Below are 20,321 nucleotides of genomic sequence, written 5' to 3' on the forward strand. Positions count from 1 at the left end.
GCAGAACGGATGCGCGGCGCGAGCCGCTCCGAGGTCGCGCCGGGCGGCTAGAGCAGGTCGTCGCGACCGGCCTGCTTGATGGCGTCGACGACGCTCTTGACGCGCTGCGCGTGCTCGCGCGTGGTCACGAGCAGGGCATCCGGAGTATCGACGACGACGATGTCGGTGACCCCGATGAGCGAGATGAGCCGCTTGCTCTGGCTGACCACGACGCCGCTCGACGAGTCGGCGAGCACGCGGGCGCCCTCGCCGAGGATCGCCAGGTCGCCCGGGCGGCCGCCCGAGAGCAGCTTGGCGAGCGACGAGAAGTCGCCGACGTCGTCCCAGGGAAAGTCGCCGCGCACGACCGCCAGCCGGCCGGCCGCGGCGGCGGGCTCGGCCACGCTGTAGTCGATCGCGATCTTCGGTAGCAGCGGCCACACCGCGTCGACGACGATGTCGCGCTTCGAGGTGTCCCACGCCGCGGCGATCTCGAGCAGCCCCTCGTGCAGCATCGGCTGGGTCTCGGCCAGCTGCGCCAGAAGCTGGTCGGCGCGCGCGATGAACATGCCGCCGTTCCAGAGGTAGTCGCCCGAGGCGAGGTAGGCGGTCGCGGTCTCGAGGTCGGGCTTCTCGACGAAGTTCTGCACCATGTGCGCGTGCGCGGCACCCTCGATCGAGAGCCGCTCGCCGCACAGGATGTAGCCGAAGCCCACCGAGGGCTCGGTCGGCGTGATGCCGATCGTCGTGATGTACCCCTGGCGGGCCACCGCAACGGCCTCGGCGACGGCGTGACGAAAGCGCTCGCCATCGGTGATCACGTGGTCGGCCGCGAACGACCCCACCACGACGTCGGGGTGTCGACGGTGCAGGATGGCCGCCGCGAGCCCGATCGCCGCCGACGACTCTTTCGGCTCGCTCTCGAGCACGATGTTCGCCTCGGTCAGCTCGGGCAGTTGCTGCTGCACCGCGGTGCGGTGCGCGCGCCCCGTGACGACCATGATGCCGGCGCTGCCCGCGAGCGGCAGCACGCGGTTCCAGGTGTCGCGCAGCAGGGTCTGCCCGCTGCCCGTGAGGTCGTGCAGAAACTTCGGGGCCTCGGCCCGAGAGAGGGGCCAGAGGCGCGACCCGACGCCTCCCGCGGGGATGACGGCATAGAAGTCGGGAAGAGCCCCCTCGAGTGCGTGCATGCGCGCCACCCTATCGGCAGGCCCGCGCCGTTCCGAGCACTCAGAAAACTCGACGTAGACTGCGTGTATCGGCGACCACCAGCTGAGAATCGGAATCCAACCGGAGTCCACGAGCGCGGGCGACCGCGCGCGTCGTCACTGCCCTGAGGAGGGTTTCTCGTGCCAGCGAAGGCATCGGGAGCCGGAGCGATGAGCTCGTCGGCAACCATCGAAGTACCCGTTCCCCGCCGATCGGTCATTCCCGGCGGCACGCTCTACCGCGGGAACGAAGGCATGTGGTCGTGGGTGCTGCACCGCATCACGGGTGTGGCGATCTACTTCTTCCTGCTCGTGCACATCCTCGACACGGCCCTCGTGCGCGTGAGCCCCGAGGCGTACAACGTCGTGATCGGCGCCTACAAGACGCCCATCATGGGGCTCGGCGAGCTCGCGCTCGTCGGCGCGATCGGGTTCCACGCGCTCAACGGGCTGCGCATCATCCTCGTCGACTTCTGGGGCGTCGGCACGCGGCACCAGAAGGCGATGTTCTACGTCGTGCTCGGCGTCTGGCTGGTCTTGATGATCGGCTTCACCCCCCGTCACCTCATGCACGTCTTCGGAGGCTGATCATGACGACCATCGACGCACCCCGCAGCCCCTACGCGACCACGCGCCGCGGCATCAACTGGGAGAAATGGGGCTGGATCTACATGCGCGTCTCGGGCGTTCTGCTCGTCGTGCTGATCTTCGGCCACCTCTTCGTCAACCTCTTCTTGGGCGACGGCGTGAGCCAGATCGACTTCGCCTTCGTCGCGGGCAAGCTCAGCGACCCGTTCTGGCAGTGGTACGACTTCGCGCTGCTCGTGCTGGCGCTCATCCACGGCACGAACGGCATGCGCACGATCGTCAACGACTACGTCGCCACAGCGAGCGTGCGGCGCATCCTGCACACGGCGCTCATCGCGTCGACCGCCGTGCTGCTCGTGCTCGGCACGCTCGTGCTGTTCACCTTCGACCCCTGCCCGGCCGGGGCCGACCCCGAGCTCGTCGCTTCGTTCTGTGAGGACATCCTGTGACTTCCGCAACTCCGAGTACCGAGACCATGAGTGCGCCTGCCGCACCCACCGTGCACCAGCACCAGTTCGACGTCGTGATCGTCGGTGCCGGCGGTGCCGGCATGCGCGCCGCGATCGAGGCCGGCCCGAACGCCAAGACCGCCGTCATCTCGAAGCTCTACCCGACGCGCTCGCACACGGGCGCCGCGCAGGGCGGCATGGCCGCCGCCCTCGCGAACGTCGAAGAGGACAGCTGGGAGTGGCACACCTTCGACACCGTCAAGGGCGGCGACTACCTCGTCGACCAGGACGCGGCCGAGATCCTCGCGAAAGAGGCTATCGACGCGATCATCGACCTCGAGAACATGGGTCTGCCCTTCAACCGCACGCCCGACGGCAAGATCGACCAGCGCCGCTTCGGCGGGCACACGCGCGACCACGGCAAGGCTCCGGTGCGCCGGGCCTGCTACGCGGCCGACCGTACGGGCCACATGATCCTGCAGACGCTGTTCCAGAACTGCGTCAAGCTCGGCATCGAGTTCTACAACGAGTACTACGTGCTCGACCTGGTGATGAACGAGGGCAAGGCCGCGGGCGTCGTCGCCTACGAGCTCGCGACGGGCGACCTGCACGTCTTCCACGCCAAGAGCGTCGTCTTCGCCACGGGCGGCTTCGGCAAGATCTACAAGACCACCTCGAACGCCCACACCCTCACGGGCGACGGCGTCGGCATCATCTGGCGCAAGGGCATCCCGCTCGAAGACATGGAGTTCTTCCAGTTCCACCCGACCGGGCTGGCCGGCCTGGGCATCCTGCTCACCGAGGGTGCTCGCGGCGAGGGCGCCATTCTGCGCAACGCGAGCGGCGAGCGCTTCATGGAGCGCTACGCCCCGACCATCAAAGACCTCGCGCCGCGCGACATCATCTCGCGCTGCATGGTGCAGGAGGTCGCCGAAGGCCGCGGCGCCGGGCCGAACAAGGACTACGTGCTGCTCGACTGCACCCACCTGGGCGCCGAGGTACTCGAGACCAAGCTGCCCGACATCACCGAGTTCGCCCGCACCTACCTCGGCGTCGATCCCGTCGTCGAACCGGTGCCCGTCATGCCGACGGCCCACTACGCGATGGGCGGCATCCCGACCAACATCAAGGCCGAGGTGCTGAGCGACAACGACACCGTCATCCCGGGCCTCTATGCCGCGGGCGAGTGCGCGTGCGTCTCGGTGCACGGCTCGAACCGCCTCGGCACCAACTCGCTGCTCGACATCAACGTCTTCGGCAAGCGCGCCGGCCGCTACTCGGTCGAGTACGCGAACTCGGCCGAGTTCGTGCCGCTGCCCGAGGACCCGGCGAAAGAGGTGCGCGAGCTCGTCGAGCGCCTGCGCACGTCGAACGGCACCGAGCGGGTCGCAGCGATCCGCAAAGAGCTGCAGGAGGAGATGGACAAGAACGCGCAGGTGTTCCGCACCGAGGAGAGCCTCGAGAGCGTGACCAACACCATCCAGCGCTTGCGCGACCGCTACCAGAACATCGGCATCCAAGACCGGGGCAAGCGGTTCAACACCGACCTGCTCGAGGCGATCGAGCTCGGCTTCTTGCTCGACATCGCCGAGGTCGTCGTCTACTCGGCCCGCAACCGCAAAGAGAGCCGCGGCGGCCACATGCGCGACGACTACCCCGACCGCAACGACGCCGACTACATGCAGCACACGATGGCCTACCTCACGGGCGACGCGCACAGCGCCGACGCGAGCGACCACATCCGCATGGACTGGAAGCCCGTCGTGATCACGCACTACCAGCCGATGGAGAGGAAGTACTGATGGCGACCGCGACCGCGACCGACACGACCGCCGAGGTCGGGGCCGTTCAGGAGTTCACCGTCACGGTCATCATCCGGCGCTTCGACCCCGAGAAGGACGCCGAGCCGTACTGGCAGGACTTCGACGTGCAGATGTACTCGACCGACCGCGTGCTGGATGCCCTGCACAAGGTGAAGTGGGACCAAGACGGCACGCTCTCGTTCCGCCGCTCGTGCGCCCACGGCATCTGCGGCTCTGACGCCATGCGCATCAACGGCCGCAACCGCCTCGCGTGCAAGACGCTCATCAAAGACCTCGACATCACGAAGCCCATCTACATCGAGGCCATCAAGGGCCTGCCGCTGGAGAAGGACCTCATCGTCGACATGGAGCCCTTCTTCGCGTCGTACCGCCAGGTGCAGCCCTTCCTGCAGTCGAGCTCGAAGCCCGAGAAGGAGCGCATCCAGTCGATCGAAGAGCGCGCGCGCTTCGACGACACGACCAAGTGCATCCTGTGCGCCGCGTGCACCTCGTCGTGCCCCGTGTTCTGGACCGATGGGCAGTACTTCGGGCCGGCCGCGATCGTCAACGCGCACCGCTTCATCTTCGACAGCCGCGACGAGGCCGCCCAGGTGCGCCTCGACATCCTCAACGACAAAGAGGGCGTGTGGCGCTGCCGCACGACCTTCAACTGCTCGGAGGCGTGCCCGCGCGGCATCGAGGTCACGAAGGCGATCTCTGAGGTGAAGCAGGCGATCCTGCGGGGCCGCCCGTAGCATCCTCTCTCGCATAGCGAAGGCCCCGGGTCTCCCCCCGGGGCCTTCGCTATGGTGGCGGGGTGACCGAGCCCGCCGCCCCCAAGCCCACCGGCTGGTGGGGGCGCCTCATGGCGTGGATCGGCCGCGTGACCGCGTGGGTCATGGCGCTCAAGCCCGTGCGCGTGTTCACGCTCTACGGAGAGAAGCGCGGGCCGCTGCTCGCGGCAGGCCTCGCGTTCCAAGCGATCTTCGCCGTCTTCGCCGGGCTCTGGGTCGGCTTCGCGATCGCCGGGCTCGTGCTCGTCGCGAACTACGGGCTGCGCGAGGCGCTCATCGACGTGCTCGCCCAGACCGTGCCGGGCCTCATCGCGACCGATGGGGGCGAGGGCGTCATCGACCCCGAGGCGCTGCTCTCGGCGGGCGTCTTCGGCTGGACGGGCGCCGTCGCCCTCATCGGCCTGCTCTTCTCGGCCCTCGGCTGGCTGGCCGGGGCCCGCGACGCCGTGCGCACGATTCTCGACCTTCCCGGCTCGCGCATGAACCCCGTGCTGCTCAAGCTCAAAGACCTCGGCCTCGCCGTGGGGTTCGGGGCTCTGCTCGCGCTCTCGTCGGTGCTCGCGGTGCTCGGCACGGTCGCGCTCGAGGGCCTGCTCGACAGCCTGGGGGCGCGCGACACCACCCTCAATGCCGTGCTCGGCCGCCTGGTCACGCTCGGCGTCATGTTCGCGCTCGATGCCGTCGTGCTGGGGATGCTCTACCGCGTGCTCGCGGGCGTCAACGTGCCGTTGCGCCACCTGCGGCAGGGCGCCCTGCTCGGCGCGCTCGCGCTCGGGGCGCTCAAGGTGCTCGGCACGAGCCTGCTCGGCGGAGCCAGCAACAACCCGCTCCTCGCCTCGTTCGCGGTGCTGCTGGGTCTGCTGATCTGGTTCAACTTCGTCTGCCAGGTGATCCTCATCGCCGCATCGTGGATCGCGGTGAGCGTGAGCGACGAGCAGCTCGTGCTCGACGAGGTCGCCCACGCGCAACGGCTCGAGCGGGCGCGGGCCCTCGTCGCCGCGCACGAGCCCAAGCCCGCGGCCGACGATCGGCCGTGGCTGCGGCGGCTGTTCGGCCCTCGCACCTGACCGAACTCATTCCGCGACTCGGCGACCTGTCGGTCGCCGCTTCTAGAATGAGCGCATGTCGACCCGCGTGCGCATCGCCTCTGTCAATGTCAACGGCATCCGCGCCTCGTACCGCAAAGGCATGGGCGACTGGCTCGCGAGCCGCGATGTCGATGTGCTCGCGATGCAAGAGGTGCGGGCATCCACCGACGACGTCACGGGGCTCCTCGGCCCCGACTGGACCGTGCTGCACGACGCCGCCACCGCCAAGGGCCGCGCGGGCGTCGCGATCGCCGCGCGCCGCGAGTTCGCCGCCCACCGCGTCGCGCTCGGCCCCGACGACTTCGACTCGGCCGGCCGCTGGCTCGAGGCTGACCTCGACATCGACGGCACGACGCTCACGGTCGTCAGCTGCTACGTGCACTCGGGCGAGGTCGACACCCCCAAGCAGGTTGAGAAGTACAAGTTTCTCGACGCCATGACCGAGCGGCTGCCGCTGCTCGCCGCGCACTCCCCCTACGCCCTCGTCGTCGGCGACCTCAACGTCGGCCACCGCGAGCTCGACATCAAGAACTGGAAGGGCAACCGCAAGAACGCGGGCTTCTTGCTCGACGAGCGCGCCTACTTCGACCGGTTCTTCGGGGCGCTGGATGCTCCCGTCGCGTGCGTCGACGGCGTCGAGCGCCCCGGCCTCGGGTGGGTCGACGTGGGCCGCGTGCACGCCGGTGAAGTGCCCGGCCCCTACACCTGGTGGTCGCAGCGCGGCCAGGCCTTCGACACCGACACCGGCTGGCGCATCGACTACCACGTGGCGACGCCGGCCCTCGCGGCGACCGTGCAGTCGTACGCCGTCGACCGCGCACCCTCGTGGGACACCCGGTGGAGCGACCACGCGCCCGTGGTTGTCGACTACGAGTTGCCCTGAACTCAGTCCGAGCATCCACCTGAAAGACTGATCGCATGAGCCTCCCGCGCCTGTTCTCGGGCATGCAGCCCTCCGCCGCCAGCCTGCACCTCGGCAACTACGCCGGAGCCCTGCTGCAGTGGCGCGACATGCAGGCGACCCACGACGCCGTGTTCTGCGTCGTCGACCTGCACGCCATCACGGTGCCGCAAGACCCGGCCGCGCTGCGCGAGCAGACCCGCCGCACGGCCGCGCAGTACATCGCGGCGGGCATCGACCCCGAGCACTCGACGCTGTTCGTGCAGTCGCACGTGAGCGCGCACGCGCAGCTCGCGTGGGTGCTCAACACCATCACGGGCTTCGGCGAGGCCAGCCGCATGACCCAGTTCAAAGACAAGTCGGCGAAGGGCGGCGCCGACCTCGCGTCGGTCGGGCTCTTCACCTACCCGATCCTGCAGGCCGCCGACATCCTGCTCTACGACGCCGTGGTCGTGCCTGTGGGTGAAGACCAGCGGCAGCACATCGAGCTGACGCGCGACCTCGCCACGCGCTTCAACGCGCGCTTCGGCGACACCCTCGTCGTGCCCGAGGTGCGCATCCTCCGCGAGACCGCCAAGGTGTACGACCTGCAGAACCCGGGGTCGAAGATGTCGAAGTCGGGCGAGAGCCCGGCGGGCATCCTGTGGCTCATGGACGAGCCGTCGGTGCTGACCAAGAAGGTCAAGTCGGCGGTGACCGACTCGTCGGGCGTCGTCGCGTACGACCCCGTCGAGAAGCCGGGGGTGTCGAACCTGCTGTCGATCCTGTCGCTGCTGACCGGTCAGGGCATGGATGCTCTCGTCGCGTCGTTCGACGGCCTGCAGTACGGCGCGCTCAAGACGGCGGTTGCCGAGGCCGTGGTCGAGGCGTTCTCGCCGATCCGCGAGCGCACCCTCGAGCTGCTCGACGACCCCGCCGAGCTCGACCGGCTGCTCGCGATCAACGCGGAGCGGGCATCCGTCATCGCGGATGCGACGCTCGCGCGCGTGTACGACGCGCTCGGATTCCTGCCGCGCGCGTGAGCGGCTCGCCGATCGAGGTCGTGCTGTTCGACCTCGACGACACGCTCATGGCCCACACCCGGGCGGTCGATGAGGCGATCGCGCTCGCGCAGTCGACGGCGGGCGGGGCGTTCGCGGCCGACGACACCGCGGCCGTGCAACGTCGTTGGGCCGAGCTCGAAGAGCGCCACTACGCGCGCTACCTCACGGGCGAGCTCACCTACCTGGGCCAGCGGGTTGCGCGGGCGCGCGACCTGATGGCGCCCTACGGCGTCGAGGTCGGCGACGACGAGGCGCTCACGTGGTTCGAGCGCTACCTCGTCGGCTACCGCGACGCGTGGAGGCTGTTCGACGACGTGCTGCCCGCGCTCGACGCGCTGCCCCCCGTGCGCGTGGGGATCATCACCAACGGCGACCTCGCCTTCCAGACCGACAAGCTGTCACGGATCGGCCTCTGGGACCGCCTCGACCTCACGGCCGCGCGCGCCGACGGCTCGATCGACGAGCCGGCCCGGCGGGGCCGCGTCATCGCCTCGGGCGAGCTCGGCGTCACCAAGCCCGACCGAGCGATCTTCCACGCCGCGGCCCGCGCCTTCGAGGTCGAGCCTGCGCAGTGCGCCTACGTGGGCGACCGGGTGCGCACCGACGCCGTCGGGGCGCACGAAGCCGGGATGCTCGGCATCTGGCTCGACCGCGGCCGCGATCGCAACCCGCTGACCGACCGCGCCGAGGGCGATGCGCCCGCGGGCGTGCCGAGCATCCCGAACCTGCTCGCCCTGTCCGCCCTCCTGACCCGCTAGCTCGGCGAGAAGCGCCAACCGAACACGTGCACGAAAGTCTGCAGTATCGGGTTGAGAGATGCCGAACATCTTCAACCGTCACGTGCTGCAGACGATAGTTCCCGCGAACCGTGAAATCACGACACGATCAGAGCACGCGGACGACGAAGCGCCTGCCGCACAGCACCCACCACGAGATCTGCTCGCGCGATCGCGTGTGAGTAGTCGACCCGAACGACTCCGAGGCCTGAGGCGAGCGCCGCGAGATCTCGACCGTAGTCGCGACTCTGCTCGCCCTGGTGCCAGCGGCGGCCATCGACTTCGACAATGACGCGACCGTCGACGAGCAGGTCCACTCGGCCCACCCCCGGAATCCAAACCTGCGACGTGCACGGGAGCCCGGCATCGACGAGAGCCACCCGCACCAGCGACTCGATCCCCGACTCGCTTCGCGGGTCGAACATCGACAACGGTATTCGGCGGCGCATGGGCACCCGGGCAAGGATGGCCTGCAGCTCACTGTCCGACACCAGGCCCGCGTACAGAGCGCTGTCGATCACCGCGACCGCAATAGCACGCGGCTGGCAGCGGACAACGTGGGCGAGTGAGTCAACGAGGGCGGTTCGGGTGCGTTCTCGAGCGGCCTCAGTTGCCCACCAGTGCGCCACTGTTCCCGATGCGCGTCGGCGTGATCGAGCGCGGTCGAAGTGAACGTGCACGCGCGCGTCTGGTGGGTGCCAGAGGCCAAACGACTGGGCCGCCGATATGCAGCCGAGCACGCCGCCGGCGCGAACGGCACGCTGGACCGCGTCAGGCAGCTCTGGCGAGCAATAGACACCCCGTCGAAGGCGCACGACGCCGCCGACTTCGACCAACTGATCGAGACGACGCCGCGACACCAGCACCAAGAGCTCGTCTCGCCCGTACAGGGCGCCGGGGTTGAGCAGGGGCACACCCCGGATTCTGCGCGGGCTTGGCGTGCGCGGGTGCGAAACCTCAGCACAGGCGCGCAGCCGCGGCAGCTGAGCGCTTAGGGGAGGAGAGGCTCGCGCACTAACGACTGCAGAATCCGCCGCGCAGGGTTGCGCCCAAGCCGGCAAGCCGATCTGCAGACGTTAGAGCACGCGCAGACACGCAAAACCGCTGAAGCGAAGGCTCGAGCGGGCGAACTACACCGAGGTGTCGTCGTCGACCCAGTCGAGCGTGCGGGTGACCGCCTTCTTCCACACGCGCAAGCGGCGCTCGCGCTCGGCCTCGTCCATGGCGGGCTCCCAGCGGCGGTCTTCGTGCCAGAGCGCGGTGAGCTCGTCGCGAGACGACCAGAAGCCGACGGCGAGCCCGGCGGCATAGGCGGCTCCCAGCGCGGTCGTCTCGATGATGCGCGGTCGCACCACCGGAATGCCGAGAATGTCGGCCTGAAACTGCATGAGCAGTTCGTTACCGGTCATACCACCGTCGACGCGCAGTTCCGCGATCGGCACGGGCACCTCACTGTCGGCGGCGTCGAGCACCTCGCGCGTCTGGAAAGCCGTCGACTCGAGGGCCGCACGGGCGAGGTGCGCGCGCGTGATGAACCGGGTGAGGCCGACGATCGCGCCGCGGGCATCCGGTCGCCAGTAGGGGGCGAAGAGGCCGCTAAAGGCGGGCACGATGTGGGCGCCGCCGTTGTCGGGCACCGAGGCGGCGAGCGTCTCGACCTCGCCCGACGACGAGATGAGCCCGAGGTTGTCGCGCAGCCACTGCACGAGCGAGCCCGTGACGGCGACCGAGCCCTCGAGCGCGTAGCGCGGCGCCTCGTCGCCGAGCCGGTAGGCGACGGTCGTCAGCAGCCCGTGCTGCGAGGCCACAATCTGCTCGCCGGTGTTGACGATGAGAAAGTTGCCCGTGCCGTAGGTGTTCTTCGACGCTCCGGCTTCGAAGGCGGCCTGGCCGAACGTCGCCGCCTGCTGATCGCCCAGGATGCCCGCCACGGGCACCTCGCGTAGCAACGAGCCCGGGTACGCGTGGCCGAAGACCTCGGCCGAGGAGCGGATCTCGGGCAGCATCGAGCGCGGCACGCCGAAAGCGGCGAGCAGCGACTCGTCCCAGTCGAGCGTGCGCAGGTCCATGAGCAGGGTGCGCGAGGCGTTCGTGACGTCGGTGGCGTGCACGCCGCCGGTGACGCCGCCGGAGAGGTTCCAGAGCAGCCAGGTGTCGATCGTGCCGAAGAGCAGCTCGCCGGCCTCGGCGCGGGCGCGGGCACCGTCGACGTGGTCGAGGATCCACGCGATCTTGGTGGCGCTGAAGTAGGTGGCGAGCGGAAGACCCGTCGTCTCGGCGAAGCGGCGCACGCCGCCGTCAGCGGCGAGCGCGTCGACGAGGTCCTGGGTGCGGGTGTCTTGCCAGACGATGGCGTTGTGGACCGGTTTGCCGGTCGAGCGGTCCCACACCACGGCGGTCTCGCGCTGGTTGGTGATGCCGATCGCGGCGACGTCGTGCCGCGTGAGCCCCGCCTTGCCGAGCGCCTGCCCGATGACCTCTTGCGTGTTGTGCCAGATCTCCATGGGGTCGTGCTCGACCCAACCGGCCTTCGGGAAGATCTGCTCGTGCGGGTGCTGCCCGACCGAGACGATCGCGCCGGCGTGGTCGACGACCACCGCCCGCGTGCTCGTGGTGCCTTGGTCGATCGCGACGATGTGCGTGGTCATGGTCAGCCCTTCCGCGAGCGCGCCGGTGCGCCCGTCGTCTCTGCCGGCGCGAGCGAGATTCCGTGCCGGTCGGCGAGGTACAGCCTGGCATCGTCGCGCTCCTGGGTGCGACGCGACGCCGACCAGCCGAGTGCCTCACCGAGCACCTCGGCAAGTTCGGCGAGCAGCGCCTCGGTCACGAGGCCGCGGAACGCGAGCGAGGTGCGCCGCAGCAGCAGGTCGATGAGGCGCACGACCTGCTCGGTCTCGGCAAGGTGCACGATCTCGGCGCGCGAGTAGTCGGGTGCGGCGGCGAGGGGCGCATCCGGAGCGCTCTCGATGCGGCGGATGATCGCCTCGGCGCTCGTGCCGTAGCGCTCGAGCAGCTCGGCGGCGCGCTCGGCGCCGACGGTCGCGCCGTGCGTCGCGAGCCACTGCGCGCGGTCGGCGTCGGTCGTCGGGTAGCCGACGGCTCCGCCGATGAGGCGCCCGTCAGTGCTGACCGCGCGGGTGCGGCCGAGCAGCGCGAGAACGCGCCCGCCCAGCTGTTCGCCGAGCGCGCGGAAGGTCGTCCACTTGCCGCCGACGAGGCTCAGCACGGGCACGCCGCCGCGCTCGCCCTCCTCGACCCGGTAGTCGCGACTGATTTGCGCGTTCGACGCGGCATCTTGTCGCGGCAGCGGGCGCACCCCGGAGAACCGGAAGACGATGTGCGAGCGGTCGACGGGGATCGAGGGGAAGACGTACTTGACGACGTCGATGAAGTAATCGACCTCGGGCTCGGTGCACCGGATCGGCTCGGCCATGTCGTGCGCGATGTCCGTCGTGCCGATGAGCACGCGACCCTTGAGCGGGTAGATGAGCACGATGCGGCCATCCGAGAACTCGAAGAAGATCTCGCGGCCGTTGCAGGCGGCGAGCAACTCGGGGTGGTCGACGACGATGTGCGAGCCCTTCGTGCCTCCCATGAACTGCGAGGGCTCGCCGAGGGCGGCGTTGGTGAGGTCGGTCCAGGGGCCGGAGGCATTGACGACGACGCGCGGCCGCATCGTGAACTCCTCGCCCGTGATCGCGTCGCGCAGCAGCACCGCGCCCTCGGCATCCATGCCCGCCGCTTCGACGTAGTTGGATGCGCGCGCGTGCTCGCCGACGGCGACGCCGTCCATCAGCACGTCGAGCGCGAGCCGCTCGGGGTCGTGCATCGAGGCGTCGTAGTAGGTCGCCGTCCACTTGACGTCGCGGCGCAGCGCGGGCAGGAGGGCGCGCGAGGCCTTCGCACCCCGGAACTGGTGGCGCGGCACGCGCCCGCCGTCGCGCGAGAAGATGTCGTAGATCGTCAGCCCGACCTTGATGATGAGCGCGCCACGCTCCTTCTTGCCGCGCGTCTTCACCCCGATGAACCTCAGGGGCGCCGAGAGCAGGCTCGAGAAGGTCGAGAAGATCGGGATAGTCGTCGGCAGCGGCCGAACGTAGTGCGGGGCGAGGCGAAGCAGGGCGTTGCGCTCGTGCACCGACTCCTTGACGAGCCGGAACTCGCCGTTCTCGAGGTAGCGGATGCCGCCGTGGATCATGTGCGACGAGCCGGAGGACGCCCCGGCGACGTAGTCGTCGCGGTCGACGAGCACGACGTCGACGCCGTTGAGCGCGAGGTCGCGGAAGGTCGCGATGCCGTTGATGCCCGCGCCGATGATGAGCACCTCGCACTCGGGCCGGGCGCGGAGGGCCTCGACGGTGGCGCGGGAGGGGCGAGGCGGGGTGCGGGTGGGCATCGTCGGTGGAACCGTTCTGTCGGGAGTCGCGGGCCGTCGCGCGCGAGGTGGTGCCTCCATCCTGGGGCCGGCGCGACAAACTTGCCAGGCCCGTGCACAAACGTGCAGACGCTGCGGCGGTGTCTGCCGAGCTCAGCGCAGCCGTCGCGGAGCGCCGGCCGCCAGCCCCTCGGGCACCTCGCGCACCAGCGCGGCGGCGAGGCTCTCGTCGAGGATGAGATCGGTGATGAGGCCCGCGGCGAGCGCCCCGCGCAGGCCCGGCAGCTTCTGCACGCCCGAGACGACGCAGATGCGGCGGGCGACGCGGCGCAGCCGGTCCAGGTTCGGTCCGGATGCCCGGGCATTGAGCTCGATGTCGGCGAAGGTGCCGTCGCCGCGGTAGAACACGGTGGCGATGTCGCCCACGACGCCATCGGCGCTCAGGCTGCGGTAGTCCTCGGCGTCGAGGTAGCCGCCGATGTACACCTGGCTCGGCACCTCGGCGAAGGGCGAGCCGAGACCGAAGACCGCGACGTCCATGCGCGACTGGATGTCGAGCAGGCGCCGCGTGCTGCGCTCGCGCCAGAGTCCTTCTTTCGTGCGCGGGTCGTCGAAGAAGGCGGGCACGGGGAACTGCTGCACCTGCGCCGAGAAGGCCTCGCCGAAGCGGTGCAGGATCTCGCTCGCGTAGTCGATGCCCGTGGTCTGGGTGTTGCCCGCACCGTTCATCTGCACGACGGTCGAGTTGTGGGTGGGCTTCTTGACGAGGTGGCGACTGATGGCGCCGAGGGTCGAGCCCCACGCCACCCCCACCACCATGTTCGCGTCAATGAAACGCCCGAGCAGTCGGCCCGCGGTCATCGCCACGCGCTCGAGGCGATCAACATCACTGATCGACTCGGGCATCCGCACGACGTGCGCGACCACGCGATGCCGCGCAAGGATCTCTTGCTCAAGATCGAGCCCGCGATCGAATGGCGAGCGAATCTGGATATCGACGAGCCCCGACTCGCGGGCAAACGACAGCAACCGTGACACCGACGAGCGCGAGGTGCCTAATTCGGCGGCGATCGCCTCCATCGTGAGGTCTTGCATGTAGTACCGCTGCGCAGCCGTGAGCGCGGCGGCGATCTTCGCGGTCTCCGGGTCACTCGCGGGCATGGCGGCAGTCTGGCATGCGCTGCACTTCTGTGCGCACTCCCAGAACGGATGCGGGCATCCGTCGCCCCCCGCTAGCGCTCACCAAACACCCCAGTGATTCCCAGCCAAGCGTCGGGAATAGTGAGGCTTGGCAGCGGTTGACTACTCTGACAGCAGTACGTGTTCCGGGGTCGGTGAAAATCCGAGCCGGCGGTGAGAGCCCGCGACCCGTGATCGAGGCGACTCGAGAGCGGTTGAACCGGTGGAATTCCGGTGCCGACGGTGAAAGTCCGGATGGGAGGAACACGCGAGCGGCAGCATGCCGTTCGCGCGCGCGACCCCGGATGCGTCCCGATCACACTGAGGACCCCGGATGACCCGCACCGCCGCACCGCACGCCGACGAGGCTCTCGTCGCGGCGATGCGGCGCGCCCTGAGCCTCGCGACGCACGGCCCCGCCGTCGGTGAGAACCCGCAGGTCGGCTGCGTGCTGCTCGACGCCGCGGGCACGGTCGTCGCCGAGGGCTGGCACCGCGGGGCGGGCACCGATCACGCCGAGGTGGATGCCCTGTCTCACGTCGCGGATGCCACAGGCCTCACGGCCGTCGTCACGCTCGAGCCCTGCAACCACACGGGCCGCACGGGACCCTGTGCGCAGGCTCTCATCGACGCCGGGGTCGCCCGCGTCGTGTACGCACTCGACGACCCCAACCCGATCGCGGGCGGCGGCGCCGACCGGCTGCGCGCCGCGGGGATCGAGGTGCACGGCGATGTGCTCGCCGACGAGGCGGAGGAGCTGCTGCGCCCGTGGCTCACGAGCGTGCGGCTCGGCCGCCCCTTCGTGACGGTCAAGTGGGCCTCGACGCTCGATGGCCGCGCCGCCGCCGCCGACGGCACGAGTCAGTGGATCACCGGCACGGCCGCCCGCCAGCGCGTGCACGAGCAGCGTGCCGCGCACGACGCGATCGCCGTGGGCACGGGCACGGTGCTCGCCGACGACCCCTCGCTCACGGCGCGGGGCGACGGCGGCGAACTGCTGCCGCACCAGCCGATCCCGGTCGTGTTCGGCGGCACGCCCGTACCGGCCGACGCGCGCCTGCGCCAGCACCCGGCCGGCCTCATCGAGATCGGCCACCGCGACCTCGCCGCGGCGCTGCGCGAGCTGCACGAGCGCGGCATCCGCCGCCTCTACGTCGAGGGCGGCCCCACGCTCGCGAGCGCCTTCCTGCGGGCCGGCCTCGCCGACGAGGTGCTCGTGTACCTCGCGCCCCTGCTGCTCGGCGGGCCGAAGACGGCCCTCGACGACCTCGGGGTGACCACGATGAGCGAGGCGCTCGCGCTGCGCATCCACCGCATCGAATCGCTCGGCGACGACCTGCTCGTCGTCGCCCGCCCCCGCGACCCGCACGCGACGACCAAGGACTGACGACATGTTCACCGGATTGATCGAAGAGCTCGGCGCCATGGTGCGCTGGCAGGCCGTCGGCGACGCCGGCCGGCTGACCGTGCGCGGGCCGCTCGTCGTGAGCGATGCCGCGCACGGCGACTCCATCTCGGTGAACGGCGTGTGCCTCACCGTGGTCGAGCAAGGCGACGACTGGTTCACGGCCGACGTCATGGGGCAGACGCTCGCCATGAGCACGATCGGCCAGTGGGTCGAGGGCGAGCCCCTCAATCTCGAGCGCGCCGCCTCGGTGGGCGACCGCCTCGGCGGGCACATCGTGCAGGGCCACATCGACGGCACGACGACCGTGCTCGAGGTACGCCAGAACGACGCGTGGCGCGTGCTGCGCTTCTCGCTCGACGCCGCCCACGCTCCCCTCGTCGTCGACAAGGGCTCGATCGCCGTCGACGGCGTGAGCCTTACGGTGAGTGCCGCGGGCGACGACTGGTTCGAGGTCTCGCTCATCCCCGAGACGCTCGCCGTGACCACGCTCGGCCGCAAGCAGGTCGGCGACACCGCCAACATCGAGACCGACATCCTGGCCCGCCACGTGGCGCGGCTGGTGCGCTTCGGCGCTGCCGACGGAAGGACTGACTCATGAGCATCGGAACGATCCCCCAGGCGCTCGCCGCCCTGCGCGAAGGCCGCCCCGTTCTCGTCGCCGACGACGAGAGCCGCGAGAACGAGGGCGACGTCATCCTCTCGGCCGAGCTCGCGACGCCCGCGTGGATCGCGTGGACGATCCGCCACACGAGCGGCTTCTTGTGCGCGCCCATGACGAACGAGATCGCCGACGAGCTGCAGCTGCCGCTCATGGTGACCGACAACCAAGACCCGCGCCGCACGGCCTACACGATCACCGTCGACGCGGCCGACCGCATCACGACGGGCATCAGCGCGGGCGACCGCGCGCACACGTTGCGCACGCTCGCCGACCCCGCGTCGACGCCCGCGAGCCTCATCCGCCCCGGCCACATCCTGCCGCTGCGCGCCGTCGACGGCGGCGTGCGCGAGCGCGCGGGGCACACCGAGGCCGCGGTCGAGCTCATGCGCCTCGCGGGCCTGCGCCCCGTCGCAGCGATCGGCGAGGTCGTCGCCGAGGACGGCGACATGATGCGCCTGCCCGAGCTCATCCGCTTCGGCGAGCAGGAGGGTGTGGTCGTCATCACGATCGTCGACCTCATCGCCTACCTCGAGTCGGGCGAGGACTTCGCCGCGGCGTCACCCGCCCGCACCGCCGAGCACGTCAGCAGCGTGACCTTCGAGGTCGCGACGACCGTGCCGACGACGCACGGCCCGTTCTCGATGCGCGCCTACCGCGACCGCAAGACGGGTGCCGACCACGTGGCGATCGTGAGCGGCATGCCGCACGACGACATGATCGTGCGCGTGCACTCCGAGTGCCTCACGGGCGAGGCCTTCGGCTCGCTCAAGTGCGAGTGCGGCCCGCAGCTCGACGCCGCGCTCGACGTGATTCAGCGCCAGGGCGGCGCCGTGCTCTACATGCGCGGCCACGAGGGTCGCGGCATCGGGCTCATCAACAAGCTCAAGGCCTACCGCCTGCAAGAAGACGGCTACGACACCCTCGATGCCAACCTCGCCCTCGGCCTGCCCGCCGACGCGCGCGACTACCAGGCCGCGAGCGACATGCTGCGCGACCTCGGCGTCTCGCGCGTGCGCCTGCTGAGCAACAACCCCGAGAAGCAGCGTCAGCTGACCCAGTACGGTATCGAGGTGAGCGCGCTCGTGCCGCTCGTCGTCGGCGTCGGCGACGACAACGAGGGCTACCTCTCCGCCAAGCGCGACCGGATGGGCCACCGCCTGCCCGAGGCCATCACGAGCGCCCCGGTGTTCGCGACCATCGAAGGGAAGACCGCATGAGCGGCGCAGGTTCACCCCAGCTCTCCGTCGACGGCACGGGGCTGACCGTCGCCATCGTGGCGGGCCAGTGGCACACCGTCATCAGCGAGGGGCTCAAGGCGGGCGCGCGGCGCGTGCTCGAGGCATCCGGCGCCACGATCGTCGAGTACGCCGTGCCCGGCTCGTTCGAGCTGCCCGTGGTGAGCAAGGCCGCGCTCGAGGCGGGGGCGGATGCCGTGGTCGCGCTCGGCGTGATCATCCGCGGCGGCACGCCCCACTTTGAGTACGTGAGCGCCGCCGCGACCGACGGCCTCACGCGCGTCGCGCTCGACACGGGCAAGCCCGTCGGCTTCGGCGTGCTCACGCTCGACACCGAGCAGCAGGGCATCGACCGGGCCGGCCTGCCGGGCTCGATCGAAGACAAGGGTGCCGAGGCGGCCGAGGCCGCGGTCGCGACCGCCCGTGTGCTGCAGGCCATCCGCGGCTGAGTCCGGCACCCGCGGGTGCGCCGCGCCGCGGCACCAGACGACTCTGGAACCTGCGGAAACCTCACCGGCAACGTTCTGCAACGCTGTTGCAGCATCCTGAAACCTGGGTGGTACTTGGCCATTCCGGGGTGGAACGACCGCTCCACTGTATGAAAATTGTGGAACCGGTTGCAGTCCCGAGACGCGCGGGCGATACTCCCCTCACCAGGGAGGTCGTCAGCGACGACGGCGTCGCTCCTCCCGTCAGGGGGAGCAGCCATGCGCACTCGACACCGGCACGCGGCGACGGGCGTCATCGCCCTCGCGCTGTCCATCATCGCCACACTCATCGTCGGGCCGACCTCGGCCACGGCGGCGACTGCCACCAATAATCCCGACTTCAGCGCCAACGTCATGGCGCCGCTCGAGGTCTCGAACTGGACGGAGTTCGGCAACCAGCTCGCGACCGTCGAGGCCTACGGCGTCGATGCCGTGACGGTCGACGTCTGGTGGGGCAAGGTCGAGGCCGCGGGCGACAACCAGTTCAACTGGAGCTACTACGACCAGGTCTTCTCGGCGATCACGAGTCGCGGGCTCGACATCGTGCCGATCTTCTCGTTCCACCAGTGCGGCGGCAACGTCGGCGACACGTGCAACATCCCGCTGCCCTCGTGGCTCTGGGGCAAGTACACGGGTGCGACGCTCAACGGCGTCACGCTCGACGCCAACGGCCTCAAGCACCGCAGCGAGCAGGGCAACTACTCGAACGAGACGGTGCAGGGCTGGGCCACGCAGCTCGTGCAGAACGAGTACCAGGCCTTCACCCAGGCCTTCGTCGCCCGCTACGGCACGACCTACGCCACGCGCATGCAAGAGATCAACGTCTCGCTCGGCCCGGCCGGCGAATTGCGGTATCCCTCGTACAACAGCCACGACTCGGGCACGGGGTATCCCACGCGCGGCGCGCTGCAGGCCTACTCGCCGCTCGCCATCACGAGCTTCCAGCAGTGGGCGCTCGCCAAGTACGGCACGATCGCGGGCATCAACGCGGCCTGGGGCTCGACCGTCACGACCATCACGCAGGTGCAGCCCCCGAGCAACGCCGGCTTCTTCTTCTCGTCGGGCGACTACCGCACCACGCAGTACGGCAAAGACCTGATCGACTGGTACAACAAGAGCCTCGTGGATCATGGCGAGCGGATGCTCGACACCGTGCTCGCCGCCCTCGGCACCTCCTTTCCGGGCGCCGAGATCGGCTACAAGATCCCCGGCGTGCACTGGTCGATGACGGGGCCGACGCCGAGGGCGGCGGAGGTCGCGGCAGGCCTCATCCAGACCAGCGTCGACATGTACGCCGTGAACACCGGTCGCGGCTACGCCAACATCGTCGGGCTCGCCAACCGCGTGGCCGACTCGGGCCGCGGCGTCATCTTGCACTTCACGTGCCTCGAGTTCACCGATGAGAACTTTGCCCCGCAGTACTCGCAGGCGAAGACCCTCGTGGGCTGGGTCGGTGCCGAGGCGGGCCGGCAGAACGTGAAGATCAAGGGCGAGAACGCGCTCGCGGGCGGCATCACGTCGAACGGCGGATGGGACAACGTCAACCAGGCGTTCGACACCTACCCCTACCTCGGCATGACGGTGCTGCGGGTGGGCGAGGTGGCCTCGGGCACGGGCGCCACGCGCTACGCGCAGTTCATCCAGAAATATCGCCCGGCGGGCTCGAGCTGGAACTCGCTGTACGTGCGCGGCACGAACAACAGCTGGGGCCTCGGCACGCCGATGACGAAGTCGGGCGACGTGTGGACCGCGACGAACGTGTCGTTCGGCTCGGCCGCGAACCAGCGCTTCAAGTTCGACGTGCGCGGCGACTGGAGCCTCAACTACGGGGGCTCCGGGCTCACCGGCACCGCCGTGCAGAGCGGCGGCGATATCGCCGTGGCCGCGAACACGACCTACACGATCACCTTCAACGAGGTGACGAAGGCCTACGCGGCGACGCCGAGCAGCCAGCCCCCGCAGGGCTCATCAGTGACGGTGCACTTCGCCGAGTGGCAATCGGCGACGAGCTACTCGATCCACACTTGGAACGGCATCAGCGGCACCTTCCCGATGACCTACGAGGGCTTCATCAACGGGCGCCACTGGTGGAAGGTGACGCTCGCCAACGCGCCGAGCTCGTTCGGCTTCACGTTCACAAACAGCAACGGCAACTGGAACGCGCCCGACCGGCAGTACGCCAACCAGGCGAGCACCGTGTACGTGCTGCCCGGCAGCGCGACCGTGTCGACGACTCGGCCGTGAGGCCATCGGTGGGGGGGGGGCCCCAAAAAGGGCCCACAACCCACCAAAAAAAAAAAGCGCCGAAAAACACCCCCCCGGGACCCAAGAGCGAGGTAGGCACCCG

Annotated in this window: 18 protein-coding genes and 1 riboswitch; of the genes, 13 read left to right on the forward strand and 5 right to left on the reverse strand. The window is 69.7% G+C overall.

The window, feature by feature from the left end; all coding sequences use genetic code 11:
- Positions 1 to 47: 47 nt before the first annotated feature.
- On the reverse strand, positions 48 to 1,169 hold the full coding sequence (locus ACK4HH_RS00360) for a mannose-1-phosphate guanylyltransferase (RefSeq protein ID WP_409647086.1): 1,122 nt from the start codon (positions 1,167 to 1,169) through the stop codon (positions 48 to 50).
- A gap of 189 nt (positions 1,170 to 1,358) precedes the next feature.
- On the opposite strand from ACK4HH_RS00360, the gene sdhC reads away from it, so the two are divergent.
- The 8 genes from sdhC to ACK4HH_RS00400 all read left to right on the forward strand — a co-directional run bounded on the left by sdhC (position 1,359) and on the right by ACK4HH_RS00400 (position 8,610).
- The gene (sdhC, locus tag ACK4HH_RS00365) at positions 1,359 to 1,775 is read left to right on the forward strand and encodes a succinate dehydrogenase, cytochrome b556 subunit (protein WP_409647089.1); all 417 of its coding nucleotides are present in this window, start codon (positions 1,359 to 1,361) and stop codon (positions 1,773 to 1,775) included.
- 2 nt (positions 1,776 to 1,777) lie between these two features.
- Complete coding sequence (gene sdhD, locus ACK4HH_RS00370) at positions 1,778 to 2,224, forward strand: succinate dehydrogenase, hydrophobic membrane anchor protein (RefSeq protein ID WP_409647092.1); 447 nt, start codon at positions 1,778 to 1,780, stop codon at positions 2,222 to 2,224.
- A 26-nt stretch (positions 2,225 to 2,250) separates the two neighbouring features.
- Positions 2,251 to 4,026 (forward strand): succinate dehydrogenase flavoprotein subunit, encoded by a 1,776-nt coding sequence (sdhA, locus tag ACK4HH_RS00375; protein WP_409647094.1) that lies wholly within the window; start codon positions 2,251 to 2,253, stop codon positions 4,024 to 4,026.
- The gene (locus ACK4HH_RS00380) at positions 4,026 to 4,781 is read left to right on the forward strand and encodes a succinate dehydrogenase iron-sulfur subunit (RefSeq protein WP_409647097.1); all 756 of its coding nucleotides are present in this window, start codon (positions 4,026 to 4,028) and stop codon (positions 4,779 to 4,781) included. Before sdhA ends, ACK4HH_RS00380 begins: the two co-directional genes overlap by 1 nt.
- Positions 4,782 to 4,843: 62 nt before the next feature.
- Positions 4,844 to 5,887 (forward strand): YihY/virulence factor BrkB family protein, encoded by a 1,044-nt coding sequence (locus ACK4HH_RS00385; protein ID WP_409647100.1) that lies wholly within the window; start codon positions 4,844 to 4,846, stop codon positions 5,885 to 5,887.
- A 55-nt stretch (positions 5,888 to 5,942) separates the two neighbouring features.
- Positions 5,943 to 6,791 carry an exodeoxyribonuclease III gene (locus ACK4HH_RS00390; protein WP_409647103.1) on the forward strand — a complete coding sequence of 283 codons (849 nt, stop codon included), beginning with the start codon at positions 5,943 to 5,945 and terminating at the stop codon, positions 6,789 to 6,791.
- Between the two features lie 35 nt (positions 6,792 to 6,826).
- Complete coding sequence (gene trpS, locus ACK4HH_RS00395) at positions 6,827 to 7,831, forward strand: tryptophan--tRNA ligase (protein ID WP_409647106.1); 1,005 nt, start codon at positions 6,827 to 6,829, stop codon at positions 7,829 to 7,831.
- On the forward strand, positions 7,828 to 8,610 hold the full coding sequence (locus ACK4HH_RS00400) for an HAD family hydrolase (protein ID WP_409647109.1): 783 nt from the start codon (positions 7,828 to 7,830) through the stop codon (positions 8,608 to 8,610). Before trpS ends, ACK4HH_RS00400 begins: the two co-directional genes overlap by 4 nt.
- Before the next feature lie 116 nt (positions 8,611 to 8,726).
- On the opposite strand, the gene ACK4HH_RS00405 is transcribed toward ACK4HH_RS00400, so the two are convergent.
- The 4 genes from ACK4HH_RS00405 to ACK4HH_RS00420 all read right to left on the reverse strand — a co-directional run bounded on the left by ACK4HH_RS00405 (position 8,727) and on the right by ACK4HH_RS00420 (position 14,164).
- Positions 8,727 to 9,542 carry a hypothetical protein gene (locus ACK4HH_RS00405; protein WP_409647111.1) on the reverse strand — a complete coding sequence of 272 codons (816 nt, stop codon included), beginning with the start codon at positions 9,540 to 9,542 and terminating at the stop codon, positions 8,727 to 8,729.
- A 216-nt stretch (positions 9,543 to 9,758) separates the two neighbouring features.
- Positions 9,759 to 11,276: a glycerol kinase GlpK gene (gene glpK / locus ACK4HH_RS00410; protein WP_409647114.1), complete on the reverse strand. Its 1,518-nt coding sequence runs from the start codon at positions 11,274 to 11,276 to the stop codon at positions 9,759 to 9,761.
- Positions 11,277 to 11,278: 2 nt separating this feature from the next.
- Positions 11,279 to 13,024, reverse strand: a complete 1,746-nt coding sequence (locus ACK4HH_RS00415; protein WP_409647117.1) for a glycerol-3-phosphate dehydrogenase/oxidase — start codon at positions 13,022 to 13,024, stop codon at positions 11,279 to 11,281.
- A 132-nt stretch (positions 13,025 to 13,156) separates the two neighbouring features.
- On the reverse strand, positions 13,157 to 14,164 hold the full coding sequence (locus ACK4HH_RS00420; RefSeq protein WP_409647120.1) for a sugar-binding transcriptional regulator: 1,008 nt from the start codon (positions 14,162 to 14,164) through the stop codon (positions 13,157 to 13,159).
- Between the two features lie 156 nt (positions 14,165 to 14,320).
- Positions 14,321 to 14,453: riboswitch (FMN riboswitch) on the forward strand.
- Between the two features lie 63 nt (positions 14,454 to 14,516).
- On the opposite strand from ACK4HH_RS00420, the gene ribD reads away from it, so the two are divergent.
- From ribD to ACK4HH_RS00445, 5 genes are all read left to right on the forward strand, one after another.
- Positions 14,517 to 15,569, forward strand: coding sequence for a bifunctional diaminohydroxyphosphoribosylaminopyrimidine deaminase/5-amino-6-(5-phosphoribosylamino)uracil reductase RibD (gene ribD / locus ACK4HH_RS00425; RefSeq protein WP_409647123.1), 1,053 nt, complete (start codon positions 14,517 to 14,519; stop codon positions 15,567 to 15,569).
- 4 nt (positions 15,570 to 15,573) lie between these two features.
- On the forward strand, positions 15,574 to 16,188 hold the full coding sequence (locus ACK4HH_RS00430; RefSeq protein ID WP_409647126.1) for a riboflavin synthase: 615 nt from the start codon (positions 15,574 to 15,576) through the stop codon (positions 16,186 to 16,188).
- On the forward strand, positions 16,185 to 17,468 hold the full coding sequence (ribB, locus tag ACK4HH_RS00435; RefSeq protein WP_409647129.1) for a 3,4-dihydroxy-2-butanone-4-phosphate synthase: 1,284 nt from the start codon (positions 16,185 to 16,187) through the stop codon (positions 17,466 to 17,468). Before ACK4HH_RS00430 ends, ribB begins: the two co-directional genes overlap by 4 nt.
- A complete protein-coding gene (gene ribH / locus ACK4HH_RS00440) occupies positions 17,465 to 17,935 on the forward strand; it encodes a 6,7-dimethyl-8-ribityllumazine synthase (protein ID WP_409647132.1) in 471 nt (156 codons plus the stop codon). Before ribB ends, ribH begins: the two co-directional genes overlap by 4 nt.
- A 258-nt stretch (positions 17,936 to 18,193) precedes the next feature.
- The gene (locus ACK4HH_RS00445; RefSeq protein WP_409647135.1) at positions 18,194 to 20,218 is read left to right on the forward strand and encodes a family 14 glycosylhydrolase; all 2,025 of its coding nucleotides are present in this window, start codon (positions 18,194 to 18,196) and stop codon (positions 20,216 to 20,218) included.
- The last annotated feature ends 103 nt before the right edge of the window (positions 20,219 to 20,321 follow it).

The organism is Microcella sp., assembly GCF_046296455.1.
Taxonomy (GTDB): domain Bacteria; phylum Actinomycetota; class Actinomycetes; order Actinomycetales; family Microbacteriaceae; genus Microcella.